At 50.3% G+C, this 25,909-nt stretch carries 25 protein-coding genes; 16 read left to right on the top strand and 9 right to left on the bottom strand.

From position 1 onward, the window contains the following. The first annotated feature begins 15 nt into the window (after positions 1–15). The 3 genes from EV12_RS00380 to EV12_RS00390 are packed head-to-tail and all read left to right on the top strand — an operon-like array spanning position 16 to position 4,890. On the top strand, positions 16–2,130 hold the full coding sequence (locus EV12_RS00380) for an ABC transporter transmembrane domain-containing protein (RefSeq protein WP_275040941.1): 2,115 nt from the start codon (positions 16–18) through the stop codon (positions 2,128–2,130). Positions 2,131–2,134: 4 nt separating this feature from the next. Further along, a complete protein-coding gene (locus EV12_RS00385; protein WP_036910682.1) occupies positions 2,135–4,195 on the top strand; it encodes an ATP-binding cassette domain-containing protein in 2,061 nt (686 codons plus the stop codon). After that, entirely contained in the window at positions 4,192–4,890 is a 699-nt protein-coding gene (locus EV12_RS00390) for a hypothetical protein (RefSeq protein ID WP_036910684.1), read from the top strand. The genes EV12_RS00385 and EV12_RS00390 overlap by 4 nt, the downstream gene beginning before the upstream one ends. A 1,271-nt stretch (positions 4,891–6,161) precedes the next feature. Here EV12_RS00390 and EV12_RS00400 read toward each other — a convergent pair. Further along, complete coding sequence (locus EV12_RS00400; protein WP_036910688.1) at positions 6,162–6,719, bottom strand: 1,2-dihydroxy-3-keto-5-methylthiopentene dioxygenase; 558 nt, start codon at positions 6,717–6,719, stop codon at positions 6,162–6,164. 62 nt (positions 6,720–6,781) lie between these two features. On the opposite strand from EV12_RS00400, the gene cobI reads away from it, so the two are divergent. Together cobI and EV12_RS00410 are read left to right on the top strand one after the other, a co-directional pair. Continuing rightward, positions 6,782–7,546 (top strand): precorrin-2 C(20)-methyltransferase, encoded by a 765-nt coding sequence (gene cobI, locus EV12_RS00405; protein ID WP_036910690.1) that lies wholly within the window; start codon positions 6,782–6,784, stop codon positions 7,544–7,546. Further along, the gene (locus EV12_RS00410) at positions 7,546–8,196 is read left to right on the top strand and encodes a DUF4079 domain-containing protein (RefSeq protein ID WP_036910692.1); all 651 of its coding nucleotides are present in this window, start codon (positions 7,546–7,548) and stop codon (positions 8,194–8,196) included. The genes cobI and EV12_RS00410 overlap by 1 nt, the downstream gene beginning before the upstream one ends. Before the next feature lie 120 nt (positions 8,197–8,316). Here EV12_RS00410 and dusB read toward each other — a convergent pair whose 3' ends face one another. After that, positions 8,317–9,339, bottom strand: a complete 1,023-nt coding sequence (gene dusB, locus EV12_RS00415; protein WP_193742089.1) for a tRNA dihydrouridine synthase DusB — start codon at positions 9,337–9,339, stop codon at positions 8,317–8,319. A gap of 274 nt (positions 9,340–9,613) precedes the next feature. After that, entirely contained in the window at positions 9,614–10,276 is a 663-nt protein-coding gene (locus EV12_RS00425) for a hypothetical protein (RefSeq protein WP_152562313.1), read from the bottom strand. Between the two features lie 358 nt (positions 10,277–10,634). On the opposite strand from EV12_RS00425, the gene EV12_RS00430 reads away from it, so the two are divergent. Next, positions 10,635–11,039, top strand: a complete 405-nt coding sequence (locus EV12_RS00430) for a DUF1824 family protein (protein WP_036910698.1) — start codon at positions 10,635–10,637, stop codon at positions 11,037–11,039. A gap of 295 nt (positions 11,040–11,334) precedes the next feature. Here the strand turns inward: EV12_RS00430 and EV12_RS00435 are convergent, their stop codons facing one another. Then, the gene (locus EV12_RS00435; RefSeq protein WP_036910700.1) at positions 11,335–11,565 is read right to left on the bottom strand and encodes a Nif11-like leader peptide family natural product precursor; all 231 of its coding nucleotides are present in this window, start codon (positions 11,563–11,565) and stop codon (positions 11,335–11,337) included. Positions 11,566–12,155: 590 nt separating this feature from the next. On the opposite strand from EV12_RS00435, the gene EV12_RS00440 reads away from it, so the two are divergent. The 9 genes from EV12_RS00440 (at position 12,156) to proC (ending at position 20,449) form a co-directional block, all read left to right on the top strand. Further along, complete coding sequence (locus tag EV12_RS00440) at positions 12,156–12,350, top strand: hypothetical protein (RefSeq protein WP_036910702.1); 195 nt, start codon at positions 12,156–12,158, stop codon at positions 12,348–12,350. Between the two features lie 86 nt (positions 12,351–12,436). Next, positions 12,437–15,004, top strand: coding sequence for a hypothetical protein (locus EV12_RS13830; RefSeq protein ID WP_036910704.1), 2,568 nt, complete (start codon positions 12,437–12,439; stop codon positions 15,002–15,004). A gap of 74 nt (positions 15,005–15,078) precedes the next feature. Next, the gene (locus EV12_RS00450; protein ID WP_241466501.1) at positions 15,079–15,570 is read left to right on the top strand and encodes a DUF1823 family protein; all 492 of its coding nucleotides are present in this window, start codon (positions 15,079–15,081) and stop codon (positions 15,568–15,570) included. 80 nt (positions 15,571–15,650) lie between these two features. Continuing rightward, positions 15,651–17,018: a ribosome biogenesis GTPase Der gene (gene der, locus EV12_RS00455; protein ID WP_036910755.1), complete on the top strand. Its 1,368-nt coding sequence runs from the start codon at positions 15,651–15,653 to the stop codon at positions 17,016–17,018. 3 nt (positions 17,019–17,021) lie between these two features. Beyond that, the gene (locus EV12_RS00460) at positions 17,022–17,936 is read left to right on the top strand and encodes an energy-coupling factor transporter transmembrane component T family protein (protein WP_036910706.1); all 915 of its coding nucleotides are present in this window, start codon (positions 17,022–17,024) and stop codon (positions 17,934–17,936) included. A gap of 17 nt (positions 17,937–17,953) precedes the next feature. Beyond that, entirely contained in the window at positions 17,954–18,220 is a 267-nt protein-coding gene (locus EV12_RS00465) for a PipX family protein (RefSeq protein ID WP_036910756.1), read from the top strand. A 7-nt stretch (positions 18,221–18,227) separates the two neighbouring features. Beyond that, positions 18,228–18,905, top strand: coding sequence for a YggS family pyridoxal phosphate-dependent enzyme (locus EV12_RS00470; RefSeq protein WP_036910758.1), 678 nt, complete (start codon positions 18,228–18,230; stop codon positions 18,903–18,905). Between the two features lie 127 nt (positions 18,906–19,032). Further along, on the top strand, positions 19,033–19,617 hold the full coding sequence (locus tag EV12_RS00475; protein ID WP_036910708.1) for a cell division protein SepF: 585 nt from the start codon (positions 19,033–19,035) through the stop codon (positions 19,615–19,617). Continuing rightward, a complete protein-coding gene (gene proC / locus EV12_RS00480) occupies positions 19,607–20,449 on the top strand; it encodes a pyrroline-5-carboxylate reductase (RefSeq protein WP_036910710.1) in 843 nt (280 codons plus the stop codon). Before EV12_RS00475 ends, proC begins: the two co-directional genes overlap by 11 nt. A gap of 1 nt (position 20,450) precedes the next feature. On the opposite strand, the gene EV12_RS00485 is transcribed toward proC, so the two are convergent. From EV12_RS00485 to hpf, 5 genes are read right to left on the bottom strand one after another with little or no spacing between them, the layout of a single operon-like run. Next, positions 20,451–21,629, bottom strand: a complete 1,179-nt coding sequence (locus EV12_RS00485) for a glycosyltransferase family 4 protein (RefSeq protein ID WP_036910760.1) — start codon at positions 21,627–21,629, stop codon at positions 20,451–20,453. 30 nt (positions 21,630–21,659) lie between these two features. Then, entirely contained in the window at positions 21,660–23,075 is a 1,416-nt protein-coding gene (locus tag EV12_RS00490) for an MFS transporter (RefSeq protein ID WP_036910712.1), read from the bottom strand. Further along, a complete protein-coding gene (gene recO / locus EV12_RS00495; RefSeq protein WP_036910714.1) occupies positions 23,062–23,865 on the bottom strand; it encodes a DNA repair protein RecO in 804 nt (267 codons plus the stop codon). Before recO ends, EV12_RS00490 begins: the two co-directional genes overlap by 14 nt. After that, positions 23,862–24,545: a deoxyribose-phosphate aldolase gene (gene deoC / locus EV12_RS00500; protein WP_036910716.1), complete on the bottom strand. Its 684-nt coding sequence runs from the start codon at positions 24,543–24,545 to the stop codon at positions 23,862–23,864. Before deoC ends, recO begins: the two co-directional genes overlap by 4 nt. Before the next feature lie 14 nt (positions 24,546–24,559). Beyond that, complete coding sequence (gene hpf / locus EV12_RS00505) at positions 24,560–25,147, bottom strand: ribosome hibernation-promoting factor, HPF/YfiA family (RefSeq protein ID WP_036910718.1); 588 nt, start codon at positions 25,145–25,147, stop codon at positions 24,560–24,562. Positions 25,148–25,159: 12 nt separating this feature from the next. Here hpf and lipB point away from each other — a divergent pair, with 12 nt between their 5' ends. Then, entirely contained in the window at positions 25,160–25,891 is a 732-nt protein-coding gene (gene lipB / locus EV12_RS00510; protein WP_036910720.1) for a lipoyl(octanoyl) transferase LipB, read from the top strand. Positions 25,892–25,909: the final 18 nt, after the last annotated feature.

Genomic DNA, 25,909 nt, shown 5'->3' on the forward strand with positions numbered 1-25,909 from the left:
GATCAAAATCGTCAAATGAAAACACCCTTAATCTTCCAATCCGACGAGTCGGAATGTGGACTAGTATGTCTAGCGATGTTATCTGCCGTAATAGGTCAACCATACTCCCTGCAAGAAATCCAAGGTGCGTATGGATCATGTCGTGGTGGTGTTAATGCTGATCAATTGATTCTTCTTGCCGAACACTTTTCCATCCGTTTGGTTCCCTATTCAATCAAAAAAGGTATTGACAATTTAGAGAACCTTGAATTTCCGTTCATTGTTTGCTGGCAACGCAATCATTTCATATTAATCGTCGATAGGGAAGGGGATCGATTTATTGCTCATGATCCGGCATCGGGTTTCCTAGAGATTGAAAAGCAGGCACTGGTCAGATCGATTCAAGACTATGTATTAGTGGGGCGAGCTATCACATTAGGAAAAGTGCAAGAAGTTCCAAAAGGGAGGGCAAAAGTTGATCCGATATGGCTGGTCAGCTTGAAACAGAGTTTTCCAGCTTCAGTGCTCACAATGGTGAGCATTTTACTAGTTGTCATTGCAACTTTTGAACTGGCTAATGCACAGATACTGAATATCTTCTTTACCTGGGTTGTTGAACTTGGCCTTCCGCAATGGAGCCGCCCCCTCGCGATCTCTCAATTTATTATCGCAATCGTGAGTGGCCTTGGTACGTTTCTACTGTTTGGATGCGTCTGTCTGAGCATCAGTGAACTAAGTCTTAAACTAAACAAATATTTCTATAGAAAGCTAATTCGATTGCCTGAAAACTATTTCTTAAGTCGTCATACAGGCGATATCAGTGCAAAGTTTGAGAGTCTTGATCGGCTGATTCTAGCCAATCAGTCATCCCTAATTACACTGCTAATTGCATCAGTCAATTTAATTATTCTATTCGCAATCCTTCTTATAACTTCCTTTTGGCTATTTATCTTTATCGCTATTCTGATGACGGCGATTGCAACAACTTCATTGGCAATGATACCCATACAAGTTGATTTGCAGCAGGAAAACCAACAAGCAGCGGCAAAAAATCAAAGCGATCTATATCAAATAATTGGTGCATACGAGCAAATCAAGATGGAGGGCCAGGAATACTTTCGTCTTTCTCGTTATGCAGGAAGTCTCATTGAGGCTCAACAGTCTCAAAACCTTCTTGATATAACGTATTCACAGCAAGGATTATTTCTTGGCTTGATTGATAGCTTGTCAACAGTCGTGCTGCTGTTTGCGGCATCAATGCTCATCCTCAATGGACAAATTACACTAGGACAATATGCGGCACTAGATGCGCTTGTTAGCTTGTCTTTGGCACCAATGTCAAGTCTGGCAAGTATCATTCGTAATCTTCAAGAAACTATGATTGCTTATAGAAGACTTGAAGACCTTACAACAACGCCTCTTGATTCCAGATACAATCCAGACTTCAACAAGAGCTTTTCAACAATTTCAAAGAAATTCAATAAAAACATTACTCTCGAACTACAAGATGTTAGCTTTAAATATTCTTTGTTCGGCCCGAAAATACTGGATCATGCATCGCTAAGAATCGATCGAGAAAACTTCCCGGTCATGATCAAAGCTCATCGGTCATCCGGAAAATCGACCCTGGGAAAATTACTGGTAGGTCGTATCCAAGCAAATACAGGCAGCATTCGGATTTTTGGTCAACAAGTAAATCAGCTTTCAGGTCATAATCTGAACAGATTGATCTTAATAATTAATTCTGAACCCCTTTTATTTCAAAACACAATACTGTTTAACCTTGATCCATTCCATCAAAGCAGCCACAAAGAGCTCATCAACATTATAGAAAAACTTGGCGTCAGCCAATTAAACCTATTCCGAGATCTTAATCGCCAAATTGGTAACTCTGGAAGTCTTAGCGGTGGGGAAAAGGTGATCATTCAGGTAATTCGGGCGATTGTTAGGAATCCTTCCGTTCTCGTGGTGGATAATGTAATGGACAGCTTACCGAACGAACTTCGGAAAAGATTTCTCCTTGGTCTTCTTTCTTATCAAGAACAGACTATCTTTCTTGTAGATCATGATTTAGAGCTTGGTGATGTAATGAAAAAGATTTGGAGCTTTGAGCGCGGAGTATTACGAACAATAGAGGAGTCAGATCAATAACCCCATGAGAAACACCGAGCAATACTGGCTAGACCATTGCGATGCTCTCAACCTGATCACGCAGGATCCGGTTTTATGTATTGGCATGAATACAATGGAAATAGATTTAATCAAGAATCAGATAGACAGATTGCAACAACAAGGTAAAGAGGAGTTGATGCACTTCATGAATCAAAGAATGAAATTGATAGCTTTAAAGTTCGAAGTAACGCCAACCATGAAAGCGCTGGCATCTCTACCGATGAAAGTTCTCATAATTGACAATCAAACTCATAAATGGTGCTATCTGAACTCTTATCAAAGCTACAGAAAATTTATTCAAATTCATACTCATATTCAACCAAACTGTGAATTTTATAGTCTTACCTCTTCATTGCCTAAGCGTGCTCTTACAAAACTTGAACTGTCCTGGTGGCATATCTTCGCACGCTGGCAGGGCTATTCACTCACATTAATTGGATTAGCTATTTTCACACTGCTATCAACATTGCCGGTTCTGGCAATTGGACCGATTTTCGATCAAATCATTCCAACCGGTCAACTCAACCAACTCATACTAATTTGCTGCGGTTTATTTGCAAGTCAGATAATTGCTACATTCTTTAAAACAATATCAAATATCTCGATTGGTATTGCTCAATCTTCTATCGACTTTCATGGATTAATTGGTCTAATGGAACGCTATCTCTCAGTCAGGCCAAGTTCAATCCCACAACTCTCACTAAGCTTATGGGAACAAATTTTTAAAACTGCACTTGCTTTTACCTCAAGTGCAAGAGCACTACTAATTTCATTGCCGATTGCTTTTTTGACGATTGGAATATACATGGTAATTTTTGGATTCTATCTCCTAGAACCGCGACTTGTCCTCTTGATCCTACTATTGAGCTCACTACCAGCTTGGATATCACTCCTTTCAGGTTACATTACAGGGCGCATATCATTTCAACTAATTCGGACACAAGCGGAATGCAATCAGCTGATCGTTGATACAATCCGGTCAATAAGCGAAATACGCTCGCTAAGCTTAGAAACAAGCTATGATCAGACATTAATAAACAGTAAACGAAAGTACTTCAAGACCATTATTTCAATCAATCAGTGGAGCAGTTATGGAATACTCTTTTCAAGGGTTTTTAGCTCATTGCTTGTAGCATTAATCTTATTTAGCTATTCGCAAAATCTAGGCTTATCACAAGGCAAATACTTGGTAATGTTTACGGCTTTTTCGTTTATCTCATCAGGTTTTTCTCAGGTAGCTGAAGCAATTTCTTCATTGATGATTGCATTGCCAACCTACTTCAGCAAGAACAGCTTGAGAGGAATGACGCAGTTTGAACAGCTTCAACAGCCATGGATGCAAACAACCGTTGATACACGCAAGGTCCGTGAGATTGAAACTATTGAATTGAACCAAATCGCCTACAAATATACCAATTCTAGATTCAATATTATCAGTAATTTAAACTTTATATTTGAAAAGGATAAAAACTACGCGATCACTGGCAAGCCAGGATCAGGAAAATCAACTTTGCTGAAACTGATGGGTGGATTACATGAAAGTAGTGAAGGGAATATTATTATAAACAATACCCTTCTTTCTGAAAATCAGGGAATCAAACACTTTACTGATATCATGTTCATACCCCAGATTCCAGTTTTGTTTGGGAGTACGATTCGCGATTTTCTTGACCCATCTGAAAGCTTTGATGATGAGTTGATTTCTAGAGCCTTGAATGATTGTGATTGCTTAAACGTCATTGAATCTCTAGCAATGGGTTTGAACACAAACCTCAGCGAATCCTCTCAAGACTTATCCAATGCAGAGCTTCAATGCCTGCATGTTGCTCGTGTTGTACTCGGCAAGCCCACGATTCTGCTAACCGATGAGCCAACTTCCTATCTAGATGAGATCAGTCATTTGAGTTTGATTGATGCACTTAATAAAGCCAGTTCAATCCACATTACCAGTTTGCACCGACTCTCGGCTCGCAATTGCTTTGATGCAATCATCGACATGAATTTGTATAACCAAAATCCGTACACAATACAAGAGTCGTTATGACCATTTCCACTGCCAAAAAAGAGCCCTATCTTGAGACAATTAGCACCAAAAAATTGAATGCTCTTTTCAACTTGATTAACCATCGAACATTGACTGTTCAGGGTTCCTACGATGCCTATGTGAACATTAGCGATGGTCGAGTTGATCTAAAGGGTTTTCTCAATGAGATGATTAATTTGCCACCACAGTCATCAGATTTTTATGTATCTCACCCCTTTGTTTTTGAGGGCAATGTTCTAAATCATAACATTTACGGTGCTTTCGGTGGCCCTCAAACCATTGACTTAATAGCACAACAAATTCGGATGGCTCGTCTTTTTGCGGGCTGTTCAGGCACAGGCACACACGTTCATCAACATACTCGAGCCTGCTTTGAGTGTCTGATGGGGGAAAAAATATGGTTTTTAGCGCCACCTACTAAACGCAATCATTCTGTTCTGTCCCAATACAATCACGAGCTTTATGGAACCAGATGTCAATCCTTAAATGACTGGTTTCGACTTGAATTGATTGACAATCTCTGGCCGCATTTGGAAGGAGCCAAAATTATGCGTTCTAAAGCCGCTGAATGCCTATACATTCCTGATCGATATTTCCACGCCACCCTTAATCAATCTGCATGTATAGGGATCTCCTACTCTTGGAGAGCCAGCCTTGTGACATTTGATCATGACGCCCTGCTCCAGAACAACTGACTCTAAGTTGCTCCATATCAATTCAAACAATCGTATAAATATATTCTAGGGGTGGCCGCCTAACAACATTAGTGTAAGAAAGATCTAATGATGCTTAGACCTCGAAAAAGCACAAGCAGGATACAAATCAGAGTCAATCTCCGGAAAAAATTCGACAAGACAGCACATGGAAGCATGTGATCACCTCACTTCCTTCGACGAGCTGCGGCTGCAAAATCGACATGACCTATGTCCTGCTGCGATGGCTAGGGAACTGAGCAGCACATGCAAGGGCAGGCGATCACGAACGCCGGCCCCTCAACCCGTGCTAAGCGATCTCTGTCCAGCACTTGCTAACAAAATCTTCTTCAACTAGAGAGCATTACCACAACAGTCTCTAAAATCTTTTGCAGTGCATAGCTTTTCAGGAATAGAGAATTAGACCTATCCCAACAGCTGTACCAAGGTCATCCGCAGACATCAGAAGTAATCCCTATAGGAAAAATCAATGGGGGGATAGGAGATGTTGAATTTCCAGCAGGCTCCGATTCTCTGCATCTTGAGAATGGTCGCACCTTGTTCACCCTAACAGATCACATCTTAAAGCAATAGACGTGAATGGAAGGGTTGCAATAAGGCAAATCATGCCCATCTGCATACGTTATATCTCTTCAGACATTTGTATCGTAAAAGTACTAAGCTATTTATAATTCTATTTTCTGTAGTTTCCCATAAGGCTAGCTACTATCAGTCAATCCAAGATACTAAGATGAAACCTGGTAGTTATTTGAAAAGAGCAGCGATCCTGGTTGGTGGCGCTGGAGCTATTGTTATCATTGAATAGATAACTGTTGACAGCTTACATTTGACTAGAAATAGAGTAGGGAAAACCTGAAATAACTATCTTAGCGATTATAGGCATGCGGCTAATATATGCTGGACTGGTCGGTGCAAAAAGTATGCGGAATACAGAAAAGTAGTGACATATGGATCCAAAGTGAATGGCTATAGAATTGTATTCACAAATAAGGAAGCAGATGGGGCACAGGCTGGCTGACTAGATCAAGCAGTTGAATGCAATTGGTTGAGTTAGGGGGGGGTAAGGTTTCACAGACATATATAGTAAAAAATACTAAGCCATTTAAAAAAATTATGATCTTCTAGAAATATCTTCGAAAGATCGCTACACGAATAAGAATTGAATATCATCAATTTAAGAAGACAGTTCAAGGCATTCATCACCAAGGTTCAAGCAGACACCTCACTGCATGCATAGCTGAATCCGATCAGCCTCATGGCAGCTTGGCGAATCTCTCGGCGATCACATCCCCTGTGAAGCTTGCAATCCAGCCTTCTGGGTTATCGAAGAAGCGCACAGCACAAAACTGTGGCTTGCTGCCCATATCGAACCAATGGCGTGTTTTTGCTGGCACGTTGATGCAGTCGTTTTGTTCGCAGAGCACTTGCAGCACTTCCGCGCCGATGTGTAAGCAGAACAAACCACGGCCTTCTACAAAGAAGCGAACTTCGTCTTCGGCATGGGTGTGTTCGGCTAAGAATTTTTGGCGCAGCGCTTCACGATCGGGGTGGTCTGGCGTGATTCGGATTGCATCCACCGTGGGGTAACGGCCATCAGCCTGCACTCGGGCGATCTCGACGGCGTAGGCCGCAAGGATGTCGGACTCGCTTGGGTTCTGATGGAGCTTGACTTTGGCTGGCCAACGCTGGAATTCAATGCCCCGTTTGGCCAGCTCGGCTTTGATCACTGCAGGATCATCGCTCTCCAATAAGGGTTCCGCCGGGCTTGTGGCGTTGGTTCTGCCTTCGGGGTGGATGCTGAGGCGACTCATTCCCAGAGGTTTAAGGGGTCTTTGCAGCCATCTTGATCGTGGCGTCTTAGAACGACGGCTGAATGTTTCGTTCGGCTTTGTCGAGCCCTGCTGTTTCAACTACAGCTCTCATCCTGGTCGGGGTGGGCCCTGGTGATCCTGCCCTGTTGACACTGGCTGCCATTGAGGCGATTGAAGCGGCCACTGTTGTGGCCTATCCCGTGGCACGGCTAGGGGGTGAAGGGATGGCGGCGAGCATTGCCTCGCGATGGATTCGTGCTGAGCAACGCCAACTGCCATTGCTTTTTCCCATGGTGGCTGCCGCTGAACCGCGCCAGCAGGCTTGGCGAGAGGCCAGTGATCAACTGGCAGCTGCCGTTGCTGAAGGAGAGCGAGTGGTGGTGCTTTGTCAGGGGGATGTGTCTCTGTTTGCCACAAGCTCTTACATCTTGCTGGCTCTCAAGAAGCATCATCCTGACTGCCAGGTTCGGCTGATCCCAGGGGTCACGGCCGTTGCCGCCGCCGCTGCTGCAGGTGCCTGGCCCTTGGCGATGCAGCAGGAACAACTTTTGCTTTTGCCGACCCCAGATCAATCCAGCGAGCTTGAGGCTCTGCTGGAGGATGCGGCTGGTAAGGGGCGTGTGCTGGCGTTGCTCAAGTTGGCGCACCGCTGGGCCTGGGTGCGGCCCATGCTGGAAGAGCGGAATTTATTGCAATCAGCACTGTTTGCCCAGAGATTGGGCTGGCCCGATCAGCAGGTGATGCAGGCCAGCGAGGTGCTCGCAACAGCTAGGCCCTATTTTTCGTTGTTGTTGGTGAGGCAAGGCTGGCCGGAGGTGATGCCCTGATGTCGAGTGCTCTCTCTTTGACCCCCATGCAATGGCTGGGCTTATTGCACCCTGTGTTGATCATTTTGTTTGTCTATCCAGTGGTGGGTGCCACGATTCGGCTTGGCACTTTGGCTCGCGAGCGGCGCTTGCAGATCAATCCGCTGCCTGCCTCGGTGCCTGTTGAACATGCCGAACATGGCCGCTGGGTTGCTGGAGGGGTGTTGGTGGCAGTGTTAATCGCCTTTTTTCATAGCTATTTGGCCGCTTGGTTCGAGGCGTCGCCTGGGGGCTTGGCTGGGGTTGGTCGACTCGCGGTCTTGGCCTTTGCAGAGCTGGGCACTGTATTGATTTACCTCCGTCTTCTCAAGGTGAGGCGCCCTGCTGCGCGTGCGCTGTTGGGCCTCGCTTGCTGGTTGGCATTGCTGCTGTTGGGAGCACAACCGGAGATCAATCGACTCACAGACAACCCTTTCCAAGCAGATTTTTGGCGCTCCCACTACTGGAGCGGTGTTTTGCTGAGCGGGTTGTTAATTGCCTCGGTGGCAGCCAAGCCTGAGATTGCTCGTCATCTCTCGATGCGACGCCTGCATGTTTACGCCAACGTGTTGGTTGCTGTTCTACTTGCAGTTCAGGCGATCACAGGCACACGTAATCTCTTAGCAGCTTGAGCAGGCCATTGATCGCAACTGGATGATGAGCCGTTGAGTTGATGACGGCGATTGATTAGTGATATTGGCTGGGTGATTGGATGTGGCTTGGTAGCGGCTTGATCGCAACTTGAGGCTGGATTAGGCGTTGGTCGCTTCAGGCCATGCCGTTATGAGTTCTGTGCTGGCTTGCTCTAACAGTGATATGGCATCCGTTGGCGTTGGTGCACGCATCAGGGCATGGCGCAGTTTCGGCGCGCCGGGGAAGCCGCTACAAGTCCATCCCATGTGTTTACGGGCAATTAAGAGGCCATGTTCCCCCTTTGCTTGTACCAGCGCTTCCAGTTGTTCACGAGCAATGGTGAGTCGCTCTGACGCTCCAGGCGTTGCAGGCACTGGTAGGCCGGATAGTGCTGCATCGATTTGACCCACAAGCCATGGCGCTCCCATCGAGCCTCTGCCCACCATCACGCCATCGGCTCCAGTGATCGTCAGGCAGCGCTTGGCATCCATGCAGCTCCTGACATCGCCATTGGCAATCACGGGGATTTGCAGTGTTCTTTTGACGGCAGCGATGGCGAGCCAATCAGCTGAGCCTTTGAAGCCTTGTTCTCGAGTGCGAGCATGCAATGTCAACAACTGGGCGCCGGCCTGTTCGAGCCATTGACACCAGCTCACAGGGCTTGCATCGCTGCCACACCAGCCCAGCCTTGTCTTCACGGTGACTGGGATTTTGACCGCTGAGGCAACAGTGCTCACGATTTTTGCCGCCAGTTGTGGGTCACGGATCAGACCAGAGCCACCGCCCTTGCGTGCAATCTTGCGCACAGGACAGCCCATGTTGATGTCGATCAGGAAGGCACCAGCAGCCTCTGCTCGCTGTGCAGCATCGGCCATCGCTTCTGGGCGGTGATCGAACAATTGCACGCCAATGGGCCCGGCTTCATGGGCGAGTTCGTCGAGTTTCTGTAGGCCGTGGCCCAGCTCCAGGCTGGTGGCATTGACCATTTCCGTGAATAACAATGCATCTGGCGCCCAGCGCCGAACCAGGCTTCGGAAGATCTGATCACTCACGCCTGCAAGGGGCGATTGCAGCACTCTGCAGCGCAGCGCCCGTGTTGTTCCCCTACCGGCCAGGCTGAGTTCAGGCACAGCTTGGTTCATCACATTCATTTGATGAACAGCTTAAAGAGCTAGATCTGTTCTTCAGCGCAAGGGCTGGCTGGCCAAAGAAGAAAACATCTTATGGCTCCTTTTATCGCTGATGGTGAGTTGAGGGAGGGAGAAAGGGATTCAGCACAACACCATCATTCATGTATTTCCTTAGAGGAGATCGAGGAGCTGATGCCTATTGCCTTAGCAGTGGCAGGGATAGGATTCAATCCTTTTCCTTTGAGATCTATTGAGAGATCTAATGCATTTTCAATAAAACTATGAGCTACTTTCTAAATCCCTGTGGAGTAACAATAGGGCTTACTTCTCCTAATATTGTTATCGAGCTATATATAACGGGCTTTGTTTCTTGTGATTTTGGATGCTCTACCGACTGCACCTGAAGTTGAGACACAACCCCCATAAGTGGAAAGGATGAGTAGAGATCCCTTACAAGCCCTTCATTGAGTACTTCCCAATATTCATCTTGCGGTTGTGAGGGGCGAACGCGCAGAAACTTTACAGCAGCAGTATGAACTTTTGCCCAGTCCGGGTATTCAGTGGTAGCTAGATCTTGGCGATAGCGATAGCGAAGGAAAAGATTGATTTTTCTTCCCTCTTGTCTTGGTGTTTGGTGATTGATGACTTGAAATTGAAACTCTTGCACGACCGGTGCTTGAACAGGCTTTTCAGTGATCTGGGTGGAACAGCCGCCTACAAGACCTAGCAATAGGACTGCAGCCGTTGGGCGGATAGGCCATCGAGAATGGGCTACATGTATTGATTTGCATGACGTCAACCGATTCATGGGGCAATCCCTTGTTGGTTTATCAAAGCAAGGAAATCCTTCATGGTCAAACTGCCTTTGCAGTGGCACTTTTAATATGCTTGCTTCTATTTCAAGTATATTAATCCTTGTTTCTAAATAGCATTTCTTTGCATGACACATGCTGCACGCTAGCGATTGAATGGTTTTAGTGAATTCGAATAATGCACTCAGCTCTCAATGAATAAAAGAGCAGCTTTAAACCCAGAAGACTTCAATTTTACTTGCTCTTATCCTTGAGTTGCAGATTTAACTCAGGGCTTATTTTTTGATCGGGTGCGAAGATATTGAGATGCCAGCTTATGCTGTTCCCTCAGTAAAATCCTGCAACTTTTGCTAATAATGACCGCAAGCCAGTCTGGCCAATGCTTGTTGAGCTTAAGAACGCACCACTAACTAAGACGAGCTGCTCTCTTGAATTAAATAATCTTGCAGGCATGTCTATGCTATAATTATTACAAGAATATGTAGCCTTTAAGACATGGATGACACGGCGATTAAGTCATTAAAGGATCTCAATAATCTTCGTTCGGCTCCCGATCTTGATGCGACGCAATCTAAGCACTTGCTTGATCAGCTTTGTGCCTTTATGGGCGATGCTGATTGGTTCACGGTGGGGATCATGGCCCCTTCCTCTAGCTTGGCAATTTTTGTTTTAAGAGAGATGGAATCTCGTTTTAATTGGACTGCCATGAATGTAGTCGATAAACCAACTGAGGATGGACCTGTCTTTCTTAAAGCGAATCAAAAGACAGGGGATATCCATGTGCGCATCGAGCATGGCTTAGGCGAAGGCGTCCTACTCAGTTGCCAACATGATAATGAAGAGAAAGAGGCTGACACCCTAGGCCCTTTCCCGTTGGACTTTTTTAAAATCAAGGATTGAACTTGTTCTCATGTTGAATAAAAATCCTTCGATTTTATAATCAGCAGAATGGATACACGATCGGCAAATTACAGGAACTAGGCCTTATAATTTCACTAAACGTTCTTTGTAATGCCTCTTCCATTCTTTTTTGATATCCCTCTTTCTTATCTTTATTATCTATTGGCGGGCACGCTTCTGGGTTTTCTCTTGTTAATTGCTTTTATCTTCTTTAGAATCAATCAAGCTCGCTCCTAAAAGCTTTATTTGTGATCACTGCCCTTTTCTTTGCTGCTGCCAAAACTTAATTTGGCATTCATCCGTTCATTTCTTTTCTATAGCCACTTCTAAAATATCCACGCTCATCATGTGAAAGCTCTGTGCCTGAGTATTCACAGATGCCTTTCTCTAAGTCTTCCATCGTGACCGTATATCCTGCAGCTTTTGCAAGCATCAAAACATCCGTTCCCTCGGCTTTTAGCTTCTGCTCTAAAGACGGGCACGCACGCAGCATGGTCATGAATGCTTTGAGATGTGCTTCAGACATACCGTCTTTGGTAGTTGAGCTGCATTATCTTATCGATAATTGCCAATCAATCAAGTGCCAATAGTGGGGCTTTTGGTTTGTTCGATGTTGGCTGTGGCGTGCGATTGATTTGGTTAATGAGCCCTTATTCCTCGCGTAGCTCTTCCCGATTCTGCCTATGGCGTGCCTCTCAATCTCGATTACTCTTGACAGTAAACCTAGAATAAAATTTATGCTTAGTTCTCTGAACGCTTCTACCCTGCTTGTCGTTGGTGGGATGGCAACCTTGATGCTGTTCTATGGCGGTTTCATTCTGTTTAAGATACGGCAGCGGACTCCTTAGAATGCATCTCTCGCTTTGATTTGAGGCAATAAGGATCTTGGCTGTTTGGCTTCGATTTTGTTAAGGCGATTATGTGACGCAGGGCAGTGGTTGCCCCAGCCCACAATTTTCGATGTTGATATCATTATTGATAGCCTTTGTGTGGTGTTAGTCGTGGCATATCTCGATGAATGGGTAGACGATCAGAGGAGCAACCAAAGGCGCATCAACATCCATTCAGGCAAGAGCGAATCTCAGCGGCTAGAGCTTTTGCCATGCTCACATCAGCATGCGCTTGAAAGCCGGTGTACTAGTTCCAGTTCATGCAGCTAATATCAACACCAGCATGAAATACATCGAAGACCATCACTTCCACTGCAGAGAAGATGAGGTAACAGATCTATCCACTCAAGCCAGGAAAATAAATAAAGCGGTAGAAGATCATCTTGATTGGATTGATGAGATCATTCATTCATCGTATTGATTAACCAACACGTTAAAAGTAATCAAACACTGTATACATATAGTATTCAACTATGCTATCATTCGAACAAGTTTTTGTTGGGTCATATGGGCCAGTATCCAACTCTTAACAACCTATATGGGCCAGTCACGGGCCAGCAGCTCTCTCTAAGTTGGATTAGTCCAAGTAAAGAACTACCAGAAGGTTGGGAGCGCTATACCTACCGTGATGATTATAACAATGAAACGCGTTATGAAATTAACGGCACGTTGTGGCACCTCATTTCCCCGCCATACACCTTGAACAACTACCGCTCGATGGTGATCACACGAAAAGGTACGCTTAACAATGGTGGGAGCCCCAGCGGAACAACTTTCGAAACTTATAACACCACGCTGAACAACGGCGAACCCGGCTGGGACGAGAGCCGTGACGATGGCTTGGACTACCACGAGAAAAGGTACAGTGTGTACCTGAGCATCTTCGGCGGCGGCAGGCTGAACAACGGCGGCACGCTGAACAACTACGCCAGGCTGGGCAGCGCCACAACACGTCGCGGCAGCTCGACAGACATCGGTGAGCTGAACAACAGCGGCACGCTGAACAACATCGGCACGCTGAACAACGGCGGCACGCTGAACAACAGCGGCACGCTGAACAACAGTGGTAAGCTGTTTAACATCAACCCCTCCTTCGCCACGCTGAACAACAGCGGCACGCTGATCTTCCAGGCGGGTTCAACATTCGAAAACAAATTCGGCGGCGGCACGCTTAACAACAGCGGCACGATTGAATCCTACATCGACAATTTTTTTCAAACGTTATTAAGTGACGTGGGTGGAACCGTTGATTTCCAGAGTGGCAGTAAATTTGTGAATCATGCCACGATTACCAATGCGGATGGCCAGACACTGAACAACGATCATGCGCTCACTAATGCCGGCATGCTGACCAACAGCGGCACGCTGAACAACAGTGGCAAGCTGATGAACAACGGCACGCTGAACAACAGCGGCACGCTGATCTTCCAGACGGATTCAACATTCGATAATACCGATGGCACGTTCACTAACAGCGGCACGATTGAATCCTACATCGACAATTATTTTCAAACGTTATTAAGTGACGTGGGTGGAACCGTTGAATTCGAGAGTGGCAGCAAATTTGTGAATCATGCCACGATTACCAATGCGGATGGCCAGACACTGAACAACGCTCATGCGCTCACTAATGCCGGCATGCTGAACAACAGCGGCACGCTGAACAACAGTGGCACGCTGATCTTCCAGGCGGGCTCAACATTCGATAATACCGATGGCACGTTCACTAACAGCGGCACGATTGAATCCTACATCGACAATTATTTTCAAACGTTATTAAGCGGTGCGGCTGGAACCGTTGATTTCCAGAATGGCAGTAAATTTGTGAATCATGCCACGATTAAAAATGAAAATGACCAGACACTAAACAACGCTCACGAGCTCACCAATGCCGGCAAACTGTACAACCACGCCGACAGCACGCTTAACAACAACAGCACGCTTAACAACAACGGCAAGCTGACAAACTTCCTCGAGAGCACGCTGAACAACAGCGGCATGTTCAACAACAACGACGGCGCCAATCTGTACAACGACGATAGCAGCACGCTGAACAACAGCGGCACGCTGAAGAACGGCGGCACGATCAAGAGCAGCGGCACGCTGAACAACAACGACGGCGCCAGGCTGATCAACAGCGGCAGTCTGGCTAGCGACGGGACTATTGACAATTCGAACAATCAATTAGGCGCCAATGGTTTTTTAAATTGGGGAACCTACACGGGTACTGGTAAAATTAAAGGTGATTTTACAGACGGTGGAACTGTTAAGCCTGGCAATTCCGCAGGTGGAATGTTGGTTGATGGTGACTACTACAAGGAAGGTGGCTTTACGGAAATAGAACTAGGTGGTGTAGACGATGGCGATGGCGATCGCACCGCTACAAAACACGATTGGATTGAGATTACTGGCAACCTAGAACTAGCAGGAAAACTCGATGTTTCACTCATTGATGGTTTTAAGCTTTCTGTAGGTGATTCCTTTGTGATTACCAAAGTTGATGGAGAGCTCACTGGTCAATATGAGGGCCTTGATGAAGGCGATTCAGTAGGCGAATTTGCAAGTGATGGTGGAGGTACCCTAGAGCTCTTCATTACATACGATCGTGGTGGTGATGGTAATGATATTGAGCTGTATACGAAATCAGTCTCTGGTGCTCTTCCTGAGAGCTTGAGTGAACCAAGAATGATTGGTTCTGATGCTTATGATTCCTTAACTGGAACATCTGCAGATGAAGTGATCTTTGGCGGTAGTGGTGATGATGTTTTGTTAGGGGGCAGTGGAGATGATCAAGTTACTGGTGGCAATGGTGATGATTGGATTGATGGTGGCTTAGGAGATGACACCCTTAAAGGTGATCGTGGAGCTGATGATTACATCCTCAGTAGCGGGGAGGATGTCTATGAGTCTTTCTCAATCGATGAGAATGATCAGCTTGTCGTTGGAGAAGGTGTTGACTTATCGTTTAAGCAAGTTGGTGATAATCTATTGATTAAAGGAATTGCTATTCACACCACATTGCTTGATGTCGATAAAGATGAGTTCCTGGCTGCTAATTGTATTGATTACATCTGATAGAAGAAACCTTGGCCTGGTTCCACATATAATGATTGTAAGCGGTGAAATTGGCTTTGCTTCTCGTTTAAGTCTTGAATTGTTCTGAAATTTCTTTGCAGTATCCGTCTCTAACTTGGCCTCTTAGCCGCGCCTTATTAATTCAGATTCTTGAAGACCGTCTTAGCGATACCTTTGTCGTTGAGCTGATTTGGGAGCGGCTTGGGTATCAGCCCAGTGCTGATTCAACGTCTGCTTGGTCTGCCGGGCCCCAAACCCCTAAGACATGGCGTGATGCCTTTCCCAGTGCCCCACCTGTGATTGCGCAGCGGCCGGCAGCTGTACAGCTCACCCGTTCGATTGCAAAAGAAGATAAGCAGCTGTTAAAGCAGCAGCTTGGTTTCGCTGGCTATCGCATTGATCAGCTCTACCCTCGTCGCACCCGTCGTGCCACGGCTGTGAATTGGTTGTTGGCTTGGTTGGCGCAACGGGGAGACGCTTTGCCTGCTGAGGGGCCCTTGCCGCAACTTCTCGAGCCTCCCCTCAACCCCGTTAAAGGACATCCAGGTGACCCGATTGTTGAGTGAATCCTGATTGCAGAGCTGCATCACCCCGTCTCGGTTTGATTCCTCTGTAGGGTCGAGATTGATTGCAAGGGTTCAGCCAAGTGGCGCGTCCGATTGTCGCCATCATCGGTCGCCCCAACGTCGGCAAGTCCACGCTGGTGAATCGACTTTGTCGCAGTCGCGAGGCGATCGTTCATGACAAGCCTGGCGTGACCCGCGATCGCACCTATCAGGATGGTTTTTGGGGGGATCGTGAGTTCAAGGTGGTCGACACCGGTGGGCTGGTCTTCGATGACGACAGTGAGTTTTTGCCCGAGATTCGTGAACAGGCCAACTTGGCCCTGGCGGAAGCCTCTGTTGCACTCGTGATTGTTGATGGTCAGCAGGGTGTTACGGCTGCAGATGAGTCGATCGCTGAATGGTTACGCGCGCAACCATGTCCCACCCTGGTGGCGGTGAATAAGTGCGAATCGCCAGATCAGGGTTTGGCGATGGCGGCCGAGTTTTGGCGTCTTGGGCTGGGAGAGCCTTTCCCGATTTCTGCAATCCATGGAGCTGGCACAGGTGATCTGCTCGATCGTGTGCTCTCTCTTCTGCCGCCAAAGCATGAGGAGGCAGAAGAGGATGAACCGATTCAGATGGCGATTATTGGCAGGCCCAATGTGGGTAAATCAAGCCTGCTAAATGCCATTTGTGGCGAGCCACGCGCGATTGTTAGCCCGATTCGTGGCACCACCCGCGACACCATCGATACACGTCTTGAACGTGAAGGCCATCCTTGGAGACTGATCGATACAGCTGGCATCAGGCGTCGGCGCAGTGTGAATTACGGTCCTGAGTTTTTTGGCATCAACCGTAGTTTTAAGGCGATTGAACGCAGCGATGTGTGTGTGTTGGTGATCGATGCCCTTGATGGGGTCACAGAGCAGGATCAGCGCCTGGCCGGCAGGATTGAAGACGATGGCCGCGCTTGCGTGCTGGTGGTGAACAAATGGGATGCGGTCGAGAAAGATAGTCACACCATGCCGATGGTTGAAAAAGAGCTACGCGCCAAGCTTTACTTTCTCGATTGGGCCACAATGTTGTTCACCTCTGCACTCACTGGGCAGCGGGTGGAAAGTATCTTTGCTTTGGCCTCCTTGGCGGTTGAGCAGCACCGTCGTCGGGTGAGCACCTCGGTGGTGAATGAGGTGTTGAAGGAAGCATTGAGTTGGCGCAGTCCACCCACGTCCCGTGGGGGTCGCCAGGGACGTCTTTATTACGGAACTCAAGTAGCCAGCAGGCCGCCTAGTTTCACGTTGTTTGTCAATGACCCGAAGTTGTTTGGCGATACGTACCGCCGCTATGTGGAACGGCAGTTACGAGAAGGGCTTGGTTTTGATGGCACTCCCTTGAAGCTTTTTTGGCGTGGCAAGCAGCAACGTGACGCCGAACGCGACCTGGCACGTCAGCAGAACCGTTCGGGATAAGTCATGGACTGGTTGCGTCAGCTTCCGATCGGGCAGTACGTAGCTGGCAGCTCCGGTTGGTTGCGTCGTCTCGATCCCCGTTTGAAGCTGGCCTGGGTGTTGATGTTCCTGCTGACGCCAGTACTGGCTGGCTCGTTGTGGCGTATTGGTTTGGTTGTTGCGCTTGTGTTGATCACCTTGGCCAGTGGTCTGCCGGTGCGGATCTGGTGGCGATCGTTGCTGCTGTTGCTGCTTCTGGGCGCTCTTGTGGGGCTGTTCGCCATGATGTTGCCTACGGGGGAAACCGCTGCCACCCTTGCTGTGCGCTCGCCGCAGGAAGTGCCGGGGGCGAGTGTGACCAGTCTTTCTTGGGAGTTGCTGCGGCTTGGTCCCCTGCGCCTTGGCCCTTTGGCATTGGGGCCCTTTGTGGTTAATCGTCGCTCTGCTGAGTTGGGATTGAACACAGCCACTCTCATCTTCACTGTGGTGCATAGCGTCAACTTGATGTTGCTCACCACCCAACCGGAAGATTTGGTTTGGGCTCTGAGCTGGTGCCTGGCGCCGTTGGCCTTGATTGGGGTGCCTGTCGATCGGCTTAGCTTTCAGTTACTACTTGCCTTGCGCTTTCTGCCCCTGGTGCAGGAGGAGTTGCAGAACCTCTTACGGGCACTGGCCAGCAGGGCCGTGAACTTGCGGCAGTTGGGTTTCAAGGCCTCCTTTGCTTTGATCCTTTCAGTGGGCGAACGCCTCTTAGCAAACATCCTCTTGCGAGCTGAGCAAGGAGCAGAAGCTTTGCTTGCTCGTGGAGGTCTTTGGTTGCCGCCTGATCAGTTCCGCCCTCAGGTGTTACTGACTGGAGCGTCTCTTTGGCTCAACATCGCTTCGGCAATGTTGCTGCTGTTTGTGCTTGGCTTGCGTGGGAAGTACGGTGCTTTGTAGATGATGAACTGTTGCAGTTGAGCGCCGAGCGCTATCTCAATCACCCCACGTTCGGAATGCTCTATCTCGTGGCTCCCGCCAGTGATGGGCGAGACGTTTACGCCACGCTCTATGCACAGAGGATGTTTTTTCTCGTCACGCTGCAACCTCGTGGGGCACAGTTTGAGGTGATTCCCTATCAGGACGCGCGCCACTACGCCGAACTCCATCTGTCTCATTGTCGGCGTGATCGCTCCCCCGAGTACGAGAGTTGGCAGCAGTTGTTTGCTCAGACCTTTATCTGAGGTTGATGTGACGTTGTCTGCTCGTTGGCACGACCTGGTCGATCGGCTTGCTGATGGAGTGCATCTTGTGGCTGTGAGCAAGGGGCATTCCTCAACCTTGATCCGTCAACTTGCCGAGCTTGGTCAGCAGGATTTCGCAGAGAGTCGCTTGCAGGAGGCGTTGCCTAAGTTGGAGGCCTTGGCTGATCTCAAAGGTCTGCGTTGGCATTTCATTGGACGCCTACAGGCGAACAAGGTGCGTGGAGTGGTGAGATCCTTTGCCGTAATCCATTCCGTGGATTCTCAGGCTCTGGCAGAACGCATTTCACGAATTGCTGCTGAAGAGCAGTGCTGCCCGCAGGTGATGTTGCAGGTCAAACTTCGCGATGATCCCTCTAAGGGTGGTTTCTCTCAAGAGCAACTCAAGCAGGCCTGGCCCCATCTGATCCAGTTGCCTCATTTGCAGTTGATTGGTCTGATGACGATGGCTCCTATAGAGCTTTCACTCGAGCAACGCCAGGAGCTTTTTCGGCAGTGTCGTGAACTTGCCGATCAGCTTGGTTTACCGGATTGCTCGATGGGAATGAGCGGTGATTGGCTTGAAGCTATGCATGCTGGGGCTACCTGGTTACGGCTGGGGTCAATTCTCTTTGGCGCGCGTTCAATGGCTAAGCCTTCTTCCATAGATGACATTAATGCTGTCTAAACCCTTGCCCCGGCCTGCTTAGAGCGCTATTTAGGTGTCAGGTTAAGCAGTCTTCCCCTAAGGGGTACTTACCTTCAGTCGGTTTTAAGCCGATTGATGTTCACTTCATCGCGAGAGGATCCCAACGGTGTCGCTTATTTCCCGTCTTCGTGCTGTCGTCGCAGGTGATGACTATCTCGACAGCGAGTACGACGACCTCGATTACGACACCGATGACCACATGGATGCTGATCACAGAAGTGATCATGCCAGTGGCGGTGCTTTGGCGACGCCATCAGACTCCAGCCCTTTTGATCTAGGTGGGGGTTTTTCCGGTTCCAATGTGATTGGTATGCCAGGGGTTGGTTCGGCTTCTGCTGAGGTGAACCTGATGGAACCAAGGAGTTTTGATGAAATGCCTCGTGCAATTCAGGCCCTGCGAGAACGCAAGACTGTGATCCTCAATCTCACGATGATGGAACCTGATCAGGCGCAGCGTGCAGTGGATTTCGTTGCTGGTGGCACCTTTGCCATTGATGGTCACCAGGAGCGGGTAGGAGAGAGCATTTTTCTCTTTGCTCCTAGTTGTGTCACGGTTTCCAATACCAGTTATGACGAGGCTTCTGCACCATCGATGGTGAGTCAGGATCACGATTCAGTACCGTCATCGTCTCAACAAACTGGTTCGGCGCCTGTTCCGGCCTGGGAGGTCACCAGCGCTGGTGGCCTCTAATCACTCCATGCCCTGCTCTTTGGGGGTAATCGGCCTGGGTCGAATGGCTCAGGCTCTTGTTTTGCCGCTGTTTAAGCAGGGAGAGCTTTCTCCGCAGCAGGTTGTTGCTGTAGTGGGCCGTGGCGCAAGTGTCGAACGTCTCGCAGATCAGCTGCCAATAGGTCTGCGTTTGAAAGCTGCAGATGATCCCACTGCGGCAGAGGCATGGATGGCGCCCATTCAATTGCTAGCGGTGAAACCACAGCAGTTTGATCAGATAGCGGCTTCAGCAGCTCGTCTTAAGCAAACTGCAGACAGGCCACAGCTGTTGATTTCTGTGCTTGCTGGCGTGACCTTGGCTCGTTTGCAGCAGGCTTTCCCCGCTCATGCCTGTGTGCGTGCCGTTCCAAATACCCCTGCCTTGGTAGGCGCTGGGCTCACTGGATTGTCTTGGGGAGAGGGAGTCACGGCAGAGCAACGCCTATCGGTTGAGCGATTGTTTTTGCCGGTGAGCGAGGTGCTGGAATTGCCGGAGTCGCAGCTGGATGCTTTTTTGGCGTTGACGTCATCCGGGCCTGCCTATGTGGCACTGGTGGCTGAGGCGATGGCTGATGGTGCGGTAGCGGCAGGCCTGCCGAGGGCTTTGGCCCATCATCTTGCCCATCGCACCCTTGCCGGTACAGCAGCCTTGCTTAAGGAGCAGAAACTGCATCCTGCTGAGCTTAAGGACATGGTGACCTCTCCGGGTGGCACCACGATTGCCGCACTGCGCAAGCTTGAGCGGGCCGGGGTTCGTTCTGCTTTGATTGAGGCGGTTGTTGCAGCTGCTCAACGTAGTCGTGAGCTGGCTTGAGTTAGGCCGCCATCTTTGTCGCCCCTAATAAGCCGCGGTAGAGCGTTTCCAGGTCATCGATGTTGCGGGTGATGGTGTATCGCTCCAGCACGCGCATACGGGCGCGGCGACCCAGTTCGGCTGTTAGTACGGGCTGATCGCGTAGCACCGGCAGCAGGGTGCGTAATTGGGTGGTGACACCCTGTGTGCTTAATACGATGCCCGCACCGCCATCCAACACTTCCCCATCAGCCCCGGCGTCAGTGGCCACGCAGGCTGTCCCTGTTGCCATGGCCTCTAGCAGTGCCAGAGACAGACCTTCTACCAGGCTTGGTAGTAGGAAGACTTCAGCGCATTGCAGTAGGGCCACCTTGGTATTGAGATCTGACTCATAGCCCCACCAGAGCACGTCGTTTTCTTTTGTTGGGGTTGAGTTGTTTTGCAGGGTCGAACGCAGAGGACCATCGCCAACGATGACCAGTCGGCAGCCCTTGGTGTCCACAAGCCGCCAAGCGCGCAGAAGTGCCTCCACATTTTTTTCTGCTGCGATGCGTCCCATGTAGAGGAAAATTCGTTCATTCCCCAGACGTTCAAGCACCTCCTGCTGCATTGGGTTGGTGCATTGTGGACTTGTTGGTGCCCAACATTCAGGATCCACTCCGTTGGGGATCACGGCGAGTCGTTGTTCCTGTACTCCAAGTTTGGTAAGAACTTCAGCTTGCAGCTCGGAGAAGACGATCACCTTGTCATAGCGAGCCAGGGCAGGGGCGTAGAGCTGATACGTGAGCTGTTGTGTGCCAGCCGTGAGGTGGCGCATGCCGCTATCAAATGGTGGGTGGAAGGTTGCCACCAATGGCACACCGATTTGCTCGCAGAGCTCTGGCAGCCGGAAGTCGAGGGGGGAAAGAGTGAGGCTGGCGTGAACGAGATCGGGTTGCAGTCTTTCTAATGATTCCCTGAGTTCTCGCTGCGCTCCTGGGAAGGGAATGGTGTAAACCTGTGACTTCACCAGGTAAGGCAGGCTCACTTCTGGGTCATTGGCCAACAGATCGCTCTCGCCGTTGCTAAGGCCGCCTGGATTGTCGAAGTGAATGAAACTGGTCTGATGGCCGCGTTGCCTTAGGGCCTCAGTCGTGTTGAGACCGTAGGTGACGTTGCCGCAAAACGGTGTTTTTTTGCCTAGCCAGGCAATGTGAGCCACCTGCTGCAATCCTCCTGCCGAATGTGAAAGCTAGCAGCGCTGCCAAGGGCGTTCTAATAAAGCTGCTAATAGGGCAAGTGCAGCAAGCAACCACAGCACTGGTACTAGCCCATAGCTGCTGACCAGAGCGCCAGCCAGCACAAGAGGCAGACTCAACGTGATGTTGATGAGGTTGTTTTGTAGACCAAACACCTTGCCGCGCTGTGCTTCTGGCGTGTCTTCTTGAATGGTGGTCTGGGCTGGAATCGCTACAAGGGCTGCTCCCACGCCCAGCAAGCCGCATAGCAACAGAGTCGGTCCAAGAGAACCAAGGACCCCCCCCAGTAGCACAAGGGTGCAGGCGATTGTGCCCAGGCCGGTTGCGCACAAGTTGCGGCGGTTGAAGCGGTGGCCGGCCTGGGCCATCACCACAGCCCCCAGTGCCATCCCGATTCCACTCATCGCCAAGATCATGCCGAAACCAGTTGGCCCCAAACCTTTGATCGAACCTGCCAAGGTGATGGCCAGCACGTACATGGCGGCTAGCAGGCTATAGATCACAACAAGGTGGAGCATTGCCCCTCGAACAGCAGGCTGTTGACGAAGCACCTGCAGACCATCGCCGATTTCCTTCCAGACGCTTTCTGTGGAGTTGTCGCGGGGCTGCTCCTGCATGTGGATTGTGCTCAGGCTGATCGCTGCCATGCCGTAGCAGAAAGGTAGTAGCAAGAATTCCCCTCCATTCAGTCCTAGGGAGAGGAAGGCTTGTTTGAGTAGACGCAGAATCGGATCACCCAGGGCAAAACCCACAATCGTGGCGCCCATGCTGGTTGCTTGATACAGGGAATTGGCAGCCAGGAGATGTTCCTTGGGCACCAGTTGAGGGATGGTTGCTTGCTCGGCTGGCGCGAAGAATTGAGTGAGAACTGACTCGAGAAAGGTCATCACTAGCAGTGCCCAGTAGCCCCAGCTGAGACCCAGCCAATGGGGACCAGGCAGGAGACAAACTGGGGCCAAGAGCACAAGCAGAGCACGCAACGCGTTGGAGGCCACCATCACGCGACGTTTTGGCCAGCGATCAGCCCATACACCCGCAACGGTTCCCAGCAGCATGGCTGGGATGGTGTTGGCTACATAAATTCCTGTTGCTAGCAGGGTGATTCTTTGGGCGCGGGTTTCGAAATCCATCCGAATCGCCGCCGCTACCTCGGCAAGGGCTTCGTTGCTTTGCCCATTACTGCTTACCCAGTACTGGGCAATCAGGTACACCATCAAAACGATGTAGAACTTGTCCGCCAGTTGGGAGAAGATCTGACCGATCCACAGCCGGCGAAATCCATCCAGCTTGATCACCGCTTGAAGCCCGCGGCGTCCTTCTGGATTAGAGCCGGTCGGTAGGGCCGGTTCGGGGCTGTTTAGAGTTGGACCGCTCAAGATGCTTGTGGTGCCGCGGTTATGATCGCCCATCGTCTGAGCTGATGATTGCCTCGCGCAACATCCCTAGAGCGCGCATGTGGTGTGGCAGATGGGTGCGGATCCAGCACTCGACCACCGCGAGCAACCGCAGCCATACCTCTATAGGACCCATCAACTCGCCATCGCGTCGCATGGGCAGGGCAGGGCGAAGCAGCCGCTGCAATAGGGCTAGCTCTGAGGGATTCAGTTGAATTGCTGCGCCTGGTAGGGCGCCGATTGCAAAACCCTCTTCAGGCATCAAACTGCAGCGCCATTCCCATTGGCCCAGCGGTGGCTCCAGCGCTGTGCCGTTGCGACAGCATTCCTGTACTGGCAGGCCATAGCCGCCTAGAGCAAGCAAATGCACGCAAGCTTGAACGCTGCAGGCCAGGGTGGTGTTTGGCTGCGCTGGATGGGCTTGGCTGAGGGCCTCGAGTCGTTCGAGATGCATCAGCAGTGTGTTGAGCAGGCCAGGGAGAGGATCGTTTCCGCCTACCAACATCAGGCTGAGTTCTGCAAGAGCCTGGGCAGCCGCCAGTGTTTCTAGCTGCTTCCCCACACTGTTAAAGCTGCGCAATACCTTGAGTTGCCGCACCCTTGATAGCCCCCTGCGTCCTCCGACTTGCAGCTCGAGCAAGCTGAGTGGCACTGCTGCCGCAAGGCTGCTGCGTGGTCGTCGCGCCCCAGGTACGGCAAGGCGGGTCACTCCTTCTTGATCGCTGAGCAGAGTGAGAAGTCGATCATGTTCACCCAGCGGTCCCACCTTCAAAGAGAGGCCGTTGAGGCGTCGTTCTCCACTCACGTTTGGCCGCGGCGTAGTGCCTGCATAAGCGCTGGGCCTTGGCTGGTGCCAAGACGGGTTGCGCCAGCTTCCACCATGTCGAGGGCTTGCTCGAGAGTGTGTAACCCTCCGGCAGCTTTGATTCCGCAACGACCTCGAGCCAGGTTTGAAAGCAGACGAACATCAGCTGCCGTTACTGCTGGGCCGAACCCATTACCACTTTGAAGCCCGCTGACGTCAGCATCGATTGCTGCGTCGACTGCCAGGCTGAGGATATCCGCCGGTAGGCGGGCCATGTTGAGGATGACGTGTACAGGCAGCCCTAGTGCACAGATCTCAGCGAGTTCTTCGGCAAAGAGTTCTGCTCGGCCGTGGCTGAGGGCCCAGAAATCTGGAACCACATCGAGCTCTTCAGCTCCATGATCGGCGGCCCATTCCGCTTCGGCTTGTTTGAGCGTGCTTGGTATGGCACCGAAGGGAAAAGCGATCACGGCAATCAGCCGCGTTGGACTTGGAGGACCGAGTCGTTCGCGAGCCGCCTGCAGGCGATTGAGGTTGGTGCATAAACCTGAAAAGCCGAAGTGGCGTGCTGCATCACAGGCCTGCTGCAGGACCTCTTGATCAATGTGGGGATCGAGCAGTGCCTGATTGATCAGTGGTGCTAGATCCGGTAATTCACGCTGCTGGGAGGGTCCAGGCATCAAGATTGCCAGGCTTAATCTCGAGCCTGTATGACCCCGTAGCCGCCATGGTTACGTCGGTAGATCACCTGCAATTGGCCGCTTTCTTGTTCGCGGAACAGGTAGAAGTCGTGGTCGATCAGGTCTAATTGATGCCTGGCTTGTTCGACGGTCATTGGCGGCATGGCGAAGTATTTGCGCCTAACGCCTGGGCTGGGGAGGTGGGCCTCCTTGCCGTCGAGTAGTGAACCGTCGATAGGTGCTTCATCGATCACCGCTTCGGTGGTTGGCGTTGAAGAGGCTCGATGCCCGGGGCTGTGATGGTGATCGCTGTGGCGTTCCTTGTAGCGGCGTAGCTGACGGCAGAGCTTGCTGGCTACCAGATCAATGCTGGCGTAAAGGTTTTCACTGCGTTCTTGAGCGCGGATCACGGTGCCGTTAGCAAAAACGGTGACCTCGGCAGTCTGTTGAGGCACGCTCGGGTTCCGGGCGACTGAAAGGTGCACATCAGCTTCCTTCACCATGTCTTCAAAGTGTTGAATCGCCCGCTCCAGTTTTGATTGTGTGTATTCGCGTAGGGCAGGTGTTAGTTCAAGATTGCGTCCATGGATCAGCAGCTTCATGGCATCCCTCCGGTGCCGATTGATATCGGCAAGTTAGGTACTACCTCTACATCGGCACCATCCCGATCTGCTTTTCTTTTTGAGTGCACTGAGCCAGTGCCCTTCGAGATAGCTTGGATTTGGCAGCAGCATTGGCAGCAACACTTGTTTGCTAAACCCGTTGCCCCGCAGGCGGTTTGGCTGTTGCAGCATCAGTCTTGCTACACCCTCGGTCGCGGTGCAAGCGAGGCCAATCTGCTCTTTGATACCAACAATCCGCCGGCTGCGTTGCATCGCATTGATCGTGGTGGTGAGGTGACTCACCATTTACCTGGGCAGTTGGTGGCCTATCCGGTGTTGGATCTTCGGCGCCATCAAACTGATCTGCATTGGTATTTGCGTCAGCTTGAGCAGGTATTGATTGATGTTTTGGCTGTTTTGGGATTGGCCGGTGAGCGCTTGCACGGGCTCACCGGGCTATGGCTGGAAGGTCGCAAGGTGGCTGCGATTGGTGTGGGGTGTCGTCGCTGGATTACTCAACATGGATTGGCTCTCAACGTGGATTGTGATCTTGAGGGTTTTTCCGCTGTTGTCCCCTGCGGCCTGGTGGGTCATCCGGTGGGTCGGCTGAATCAATGGATCCCAGGGCTCACGGTGGCAGAGGTGCAGCCTCTGATGCGTCAGAGCCTGAGTGACCGTTTTGGGTTGGTTTGGCAGATCCCAGAATCTCTGGCCAAGCCAGGGGCATCTGCGTCCGATGATTAGCGTTGTTATCCCTGCTCG

The organism is Prochlorococcus sp. MIT 0701 (assembly GCF_000760295.1).
Taxonomy (GTDB): Bacteria; Cyanobacteriota; Cyanobacteriia; order PCC-6307; family Cyanobiaceae; genus Prochlorococcus.

What these genes read in the sequence shown, in the direction of transcription:
- EV12_RS00490 (WP_036910712.1), bottom strand. Translation starts at nt 23,075, where the DNA reads ATGGGCGATCATAACCGCGGCACCACAAGCATCTTGAGCGGTCCAACT.
- EV12_RS13830 (WP_036910704.1), top strand. Translation starts at nt 12,437, where the DNA reads ATGGGCCAGTATCCAACTCTTAACAACCTATATGGGCCAGTCACGGGC.
- EV12_RS00410 (WP_036910692.1), top strand. Translation starts at nt 7,546, where the DNA reads ATGTCGAGTGCTCTCTCTTTGACCCCCATGCAATGGCTGGGCTTATTG.
- dusB (WP_193742089.1), bottom strand. Translation starts at nt 9,339, where the DNA reads ATGAACCAAGCTGTGCCTGAACTCAGCCTGGCCGGTAGGGGAACAACA.
- hpf (WP_036910718.1), bottom strand. Translation starts at nt 25,147, where the DNA reads ATGAAGCTGCTGATCCATGGACGCAATCTTGAACTAACACCTGCCCTA.
- EV12_RS00440 (WP_036910702.1), top strand. Translation starts at nt 12,156, where the DNA reads ATGCGCTTGAAAGCCGGTGTACTAGTTCCAGTTCATGCAGCTAATATC.
- EV12_RS00435 (WP_036910700.1), bottom strand. Translation starts at nt 11,565, where the DNA reads ATGTCTGAAGCACATCTCAAAGCATTCATGACCATGCTGCGTGCGTGC.
- EV12_RS00425 (WP_152562313.1), bottom strand. Translation starts at nt 10,276, where the DNA reads ATGTGTCATGCAAAGAAATGCTATTTAGAAACAAGGATTAATATACTT.
- EV12_RS00385 (WP_036910682.1), top strand. Translation starts at nt 2,135, where the DNA reads ATGAGAAACACCGAGCAATACTGGCTAGACCATTGCGATGCTCTCAAC.
- EV12_RS00430 (WP_036910698.1), top strand. Translation starts at nt 10,635, where the DNA reads ATGGATGACACGGCGATTAAGTCATTAAAGGATCTCAATAATCTTCGT.
- EV12_RS00390 (WP_036910684.1), top strand. Translation starts at nt 4,192, where the DNA reads ATGACCATTTCCACTGCCAAAAAAGAGCCCTATCTTGAGACAATTAGC.
- EV12_RS00460 (WP_036910706.1), top strand. Translation starts at nt 17,022, where the DNA reads ATGGACTGGTTGCGTCAGCTTCCGATCGGGCAGTACGTAGCTGGCAGC.
- EV12_RS00380 (WP_275040941.1), top strand. Translation starts at nt 16, where the DNA reads ATGAAAACACCCTTAATCTTCCAATCCGACGAGTCGGAATGTGGACTA.
- cobI (WP_036910690.1), top strand. Translation starts at nt 6,782, where the DNA reads ATGTTTCGTTCGGCTTTGTCGAGCCCTGCTGTTTCAACTACAGCTCTC.
- EV12_RS00400 (WP_036910688.1), bottom strand. Translation starts at nt 6,719, where the DNA reads ATGAGTCGCCTCAGCATCCACCCCGAAGGCAGAACCAACGCCACAAGC.
- deoC (WP_036910716.1), bottom strand. Translation starts at nt 24,545, where the DNA reads ATGCCTGGACCCTCCCAGCAGCGTGAATTACCGGATCTAGCACCACTG.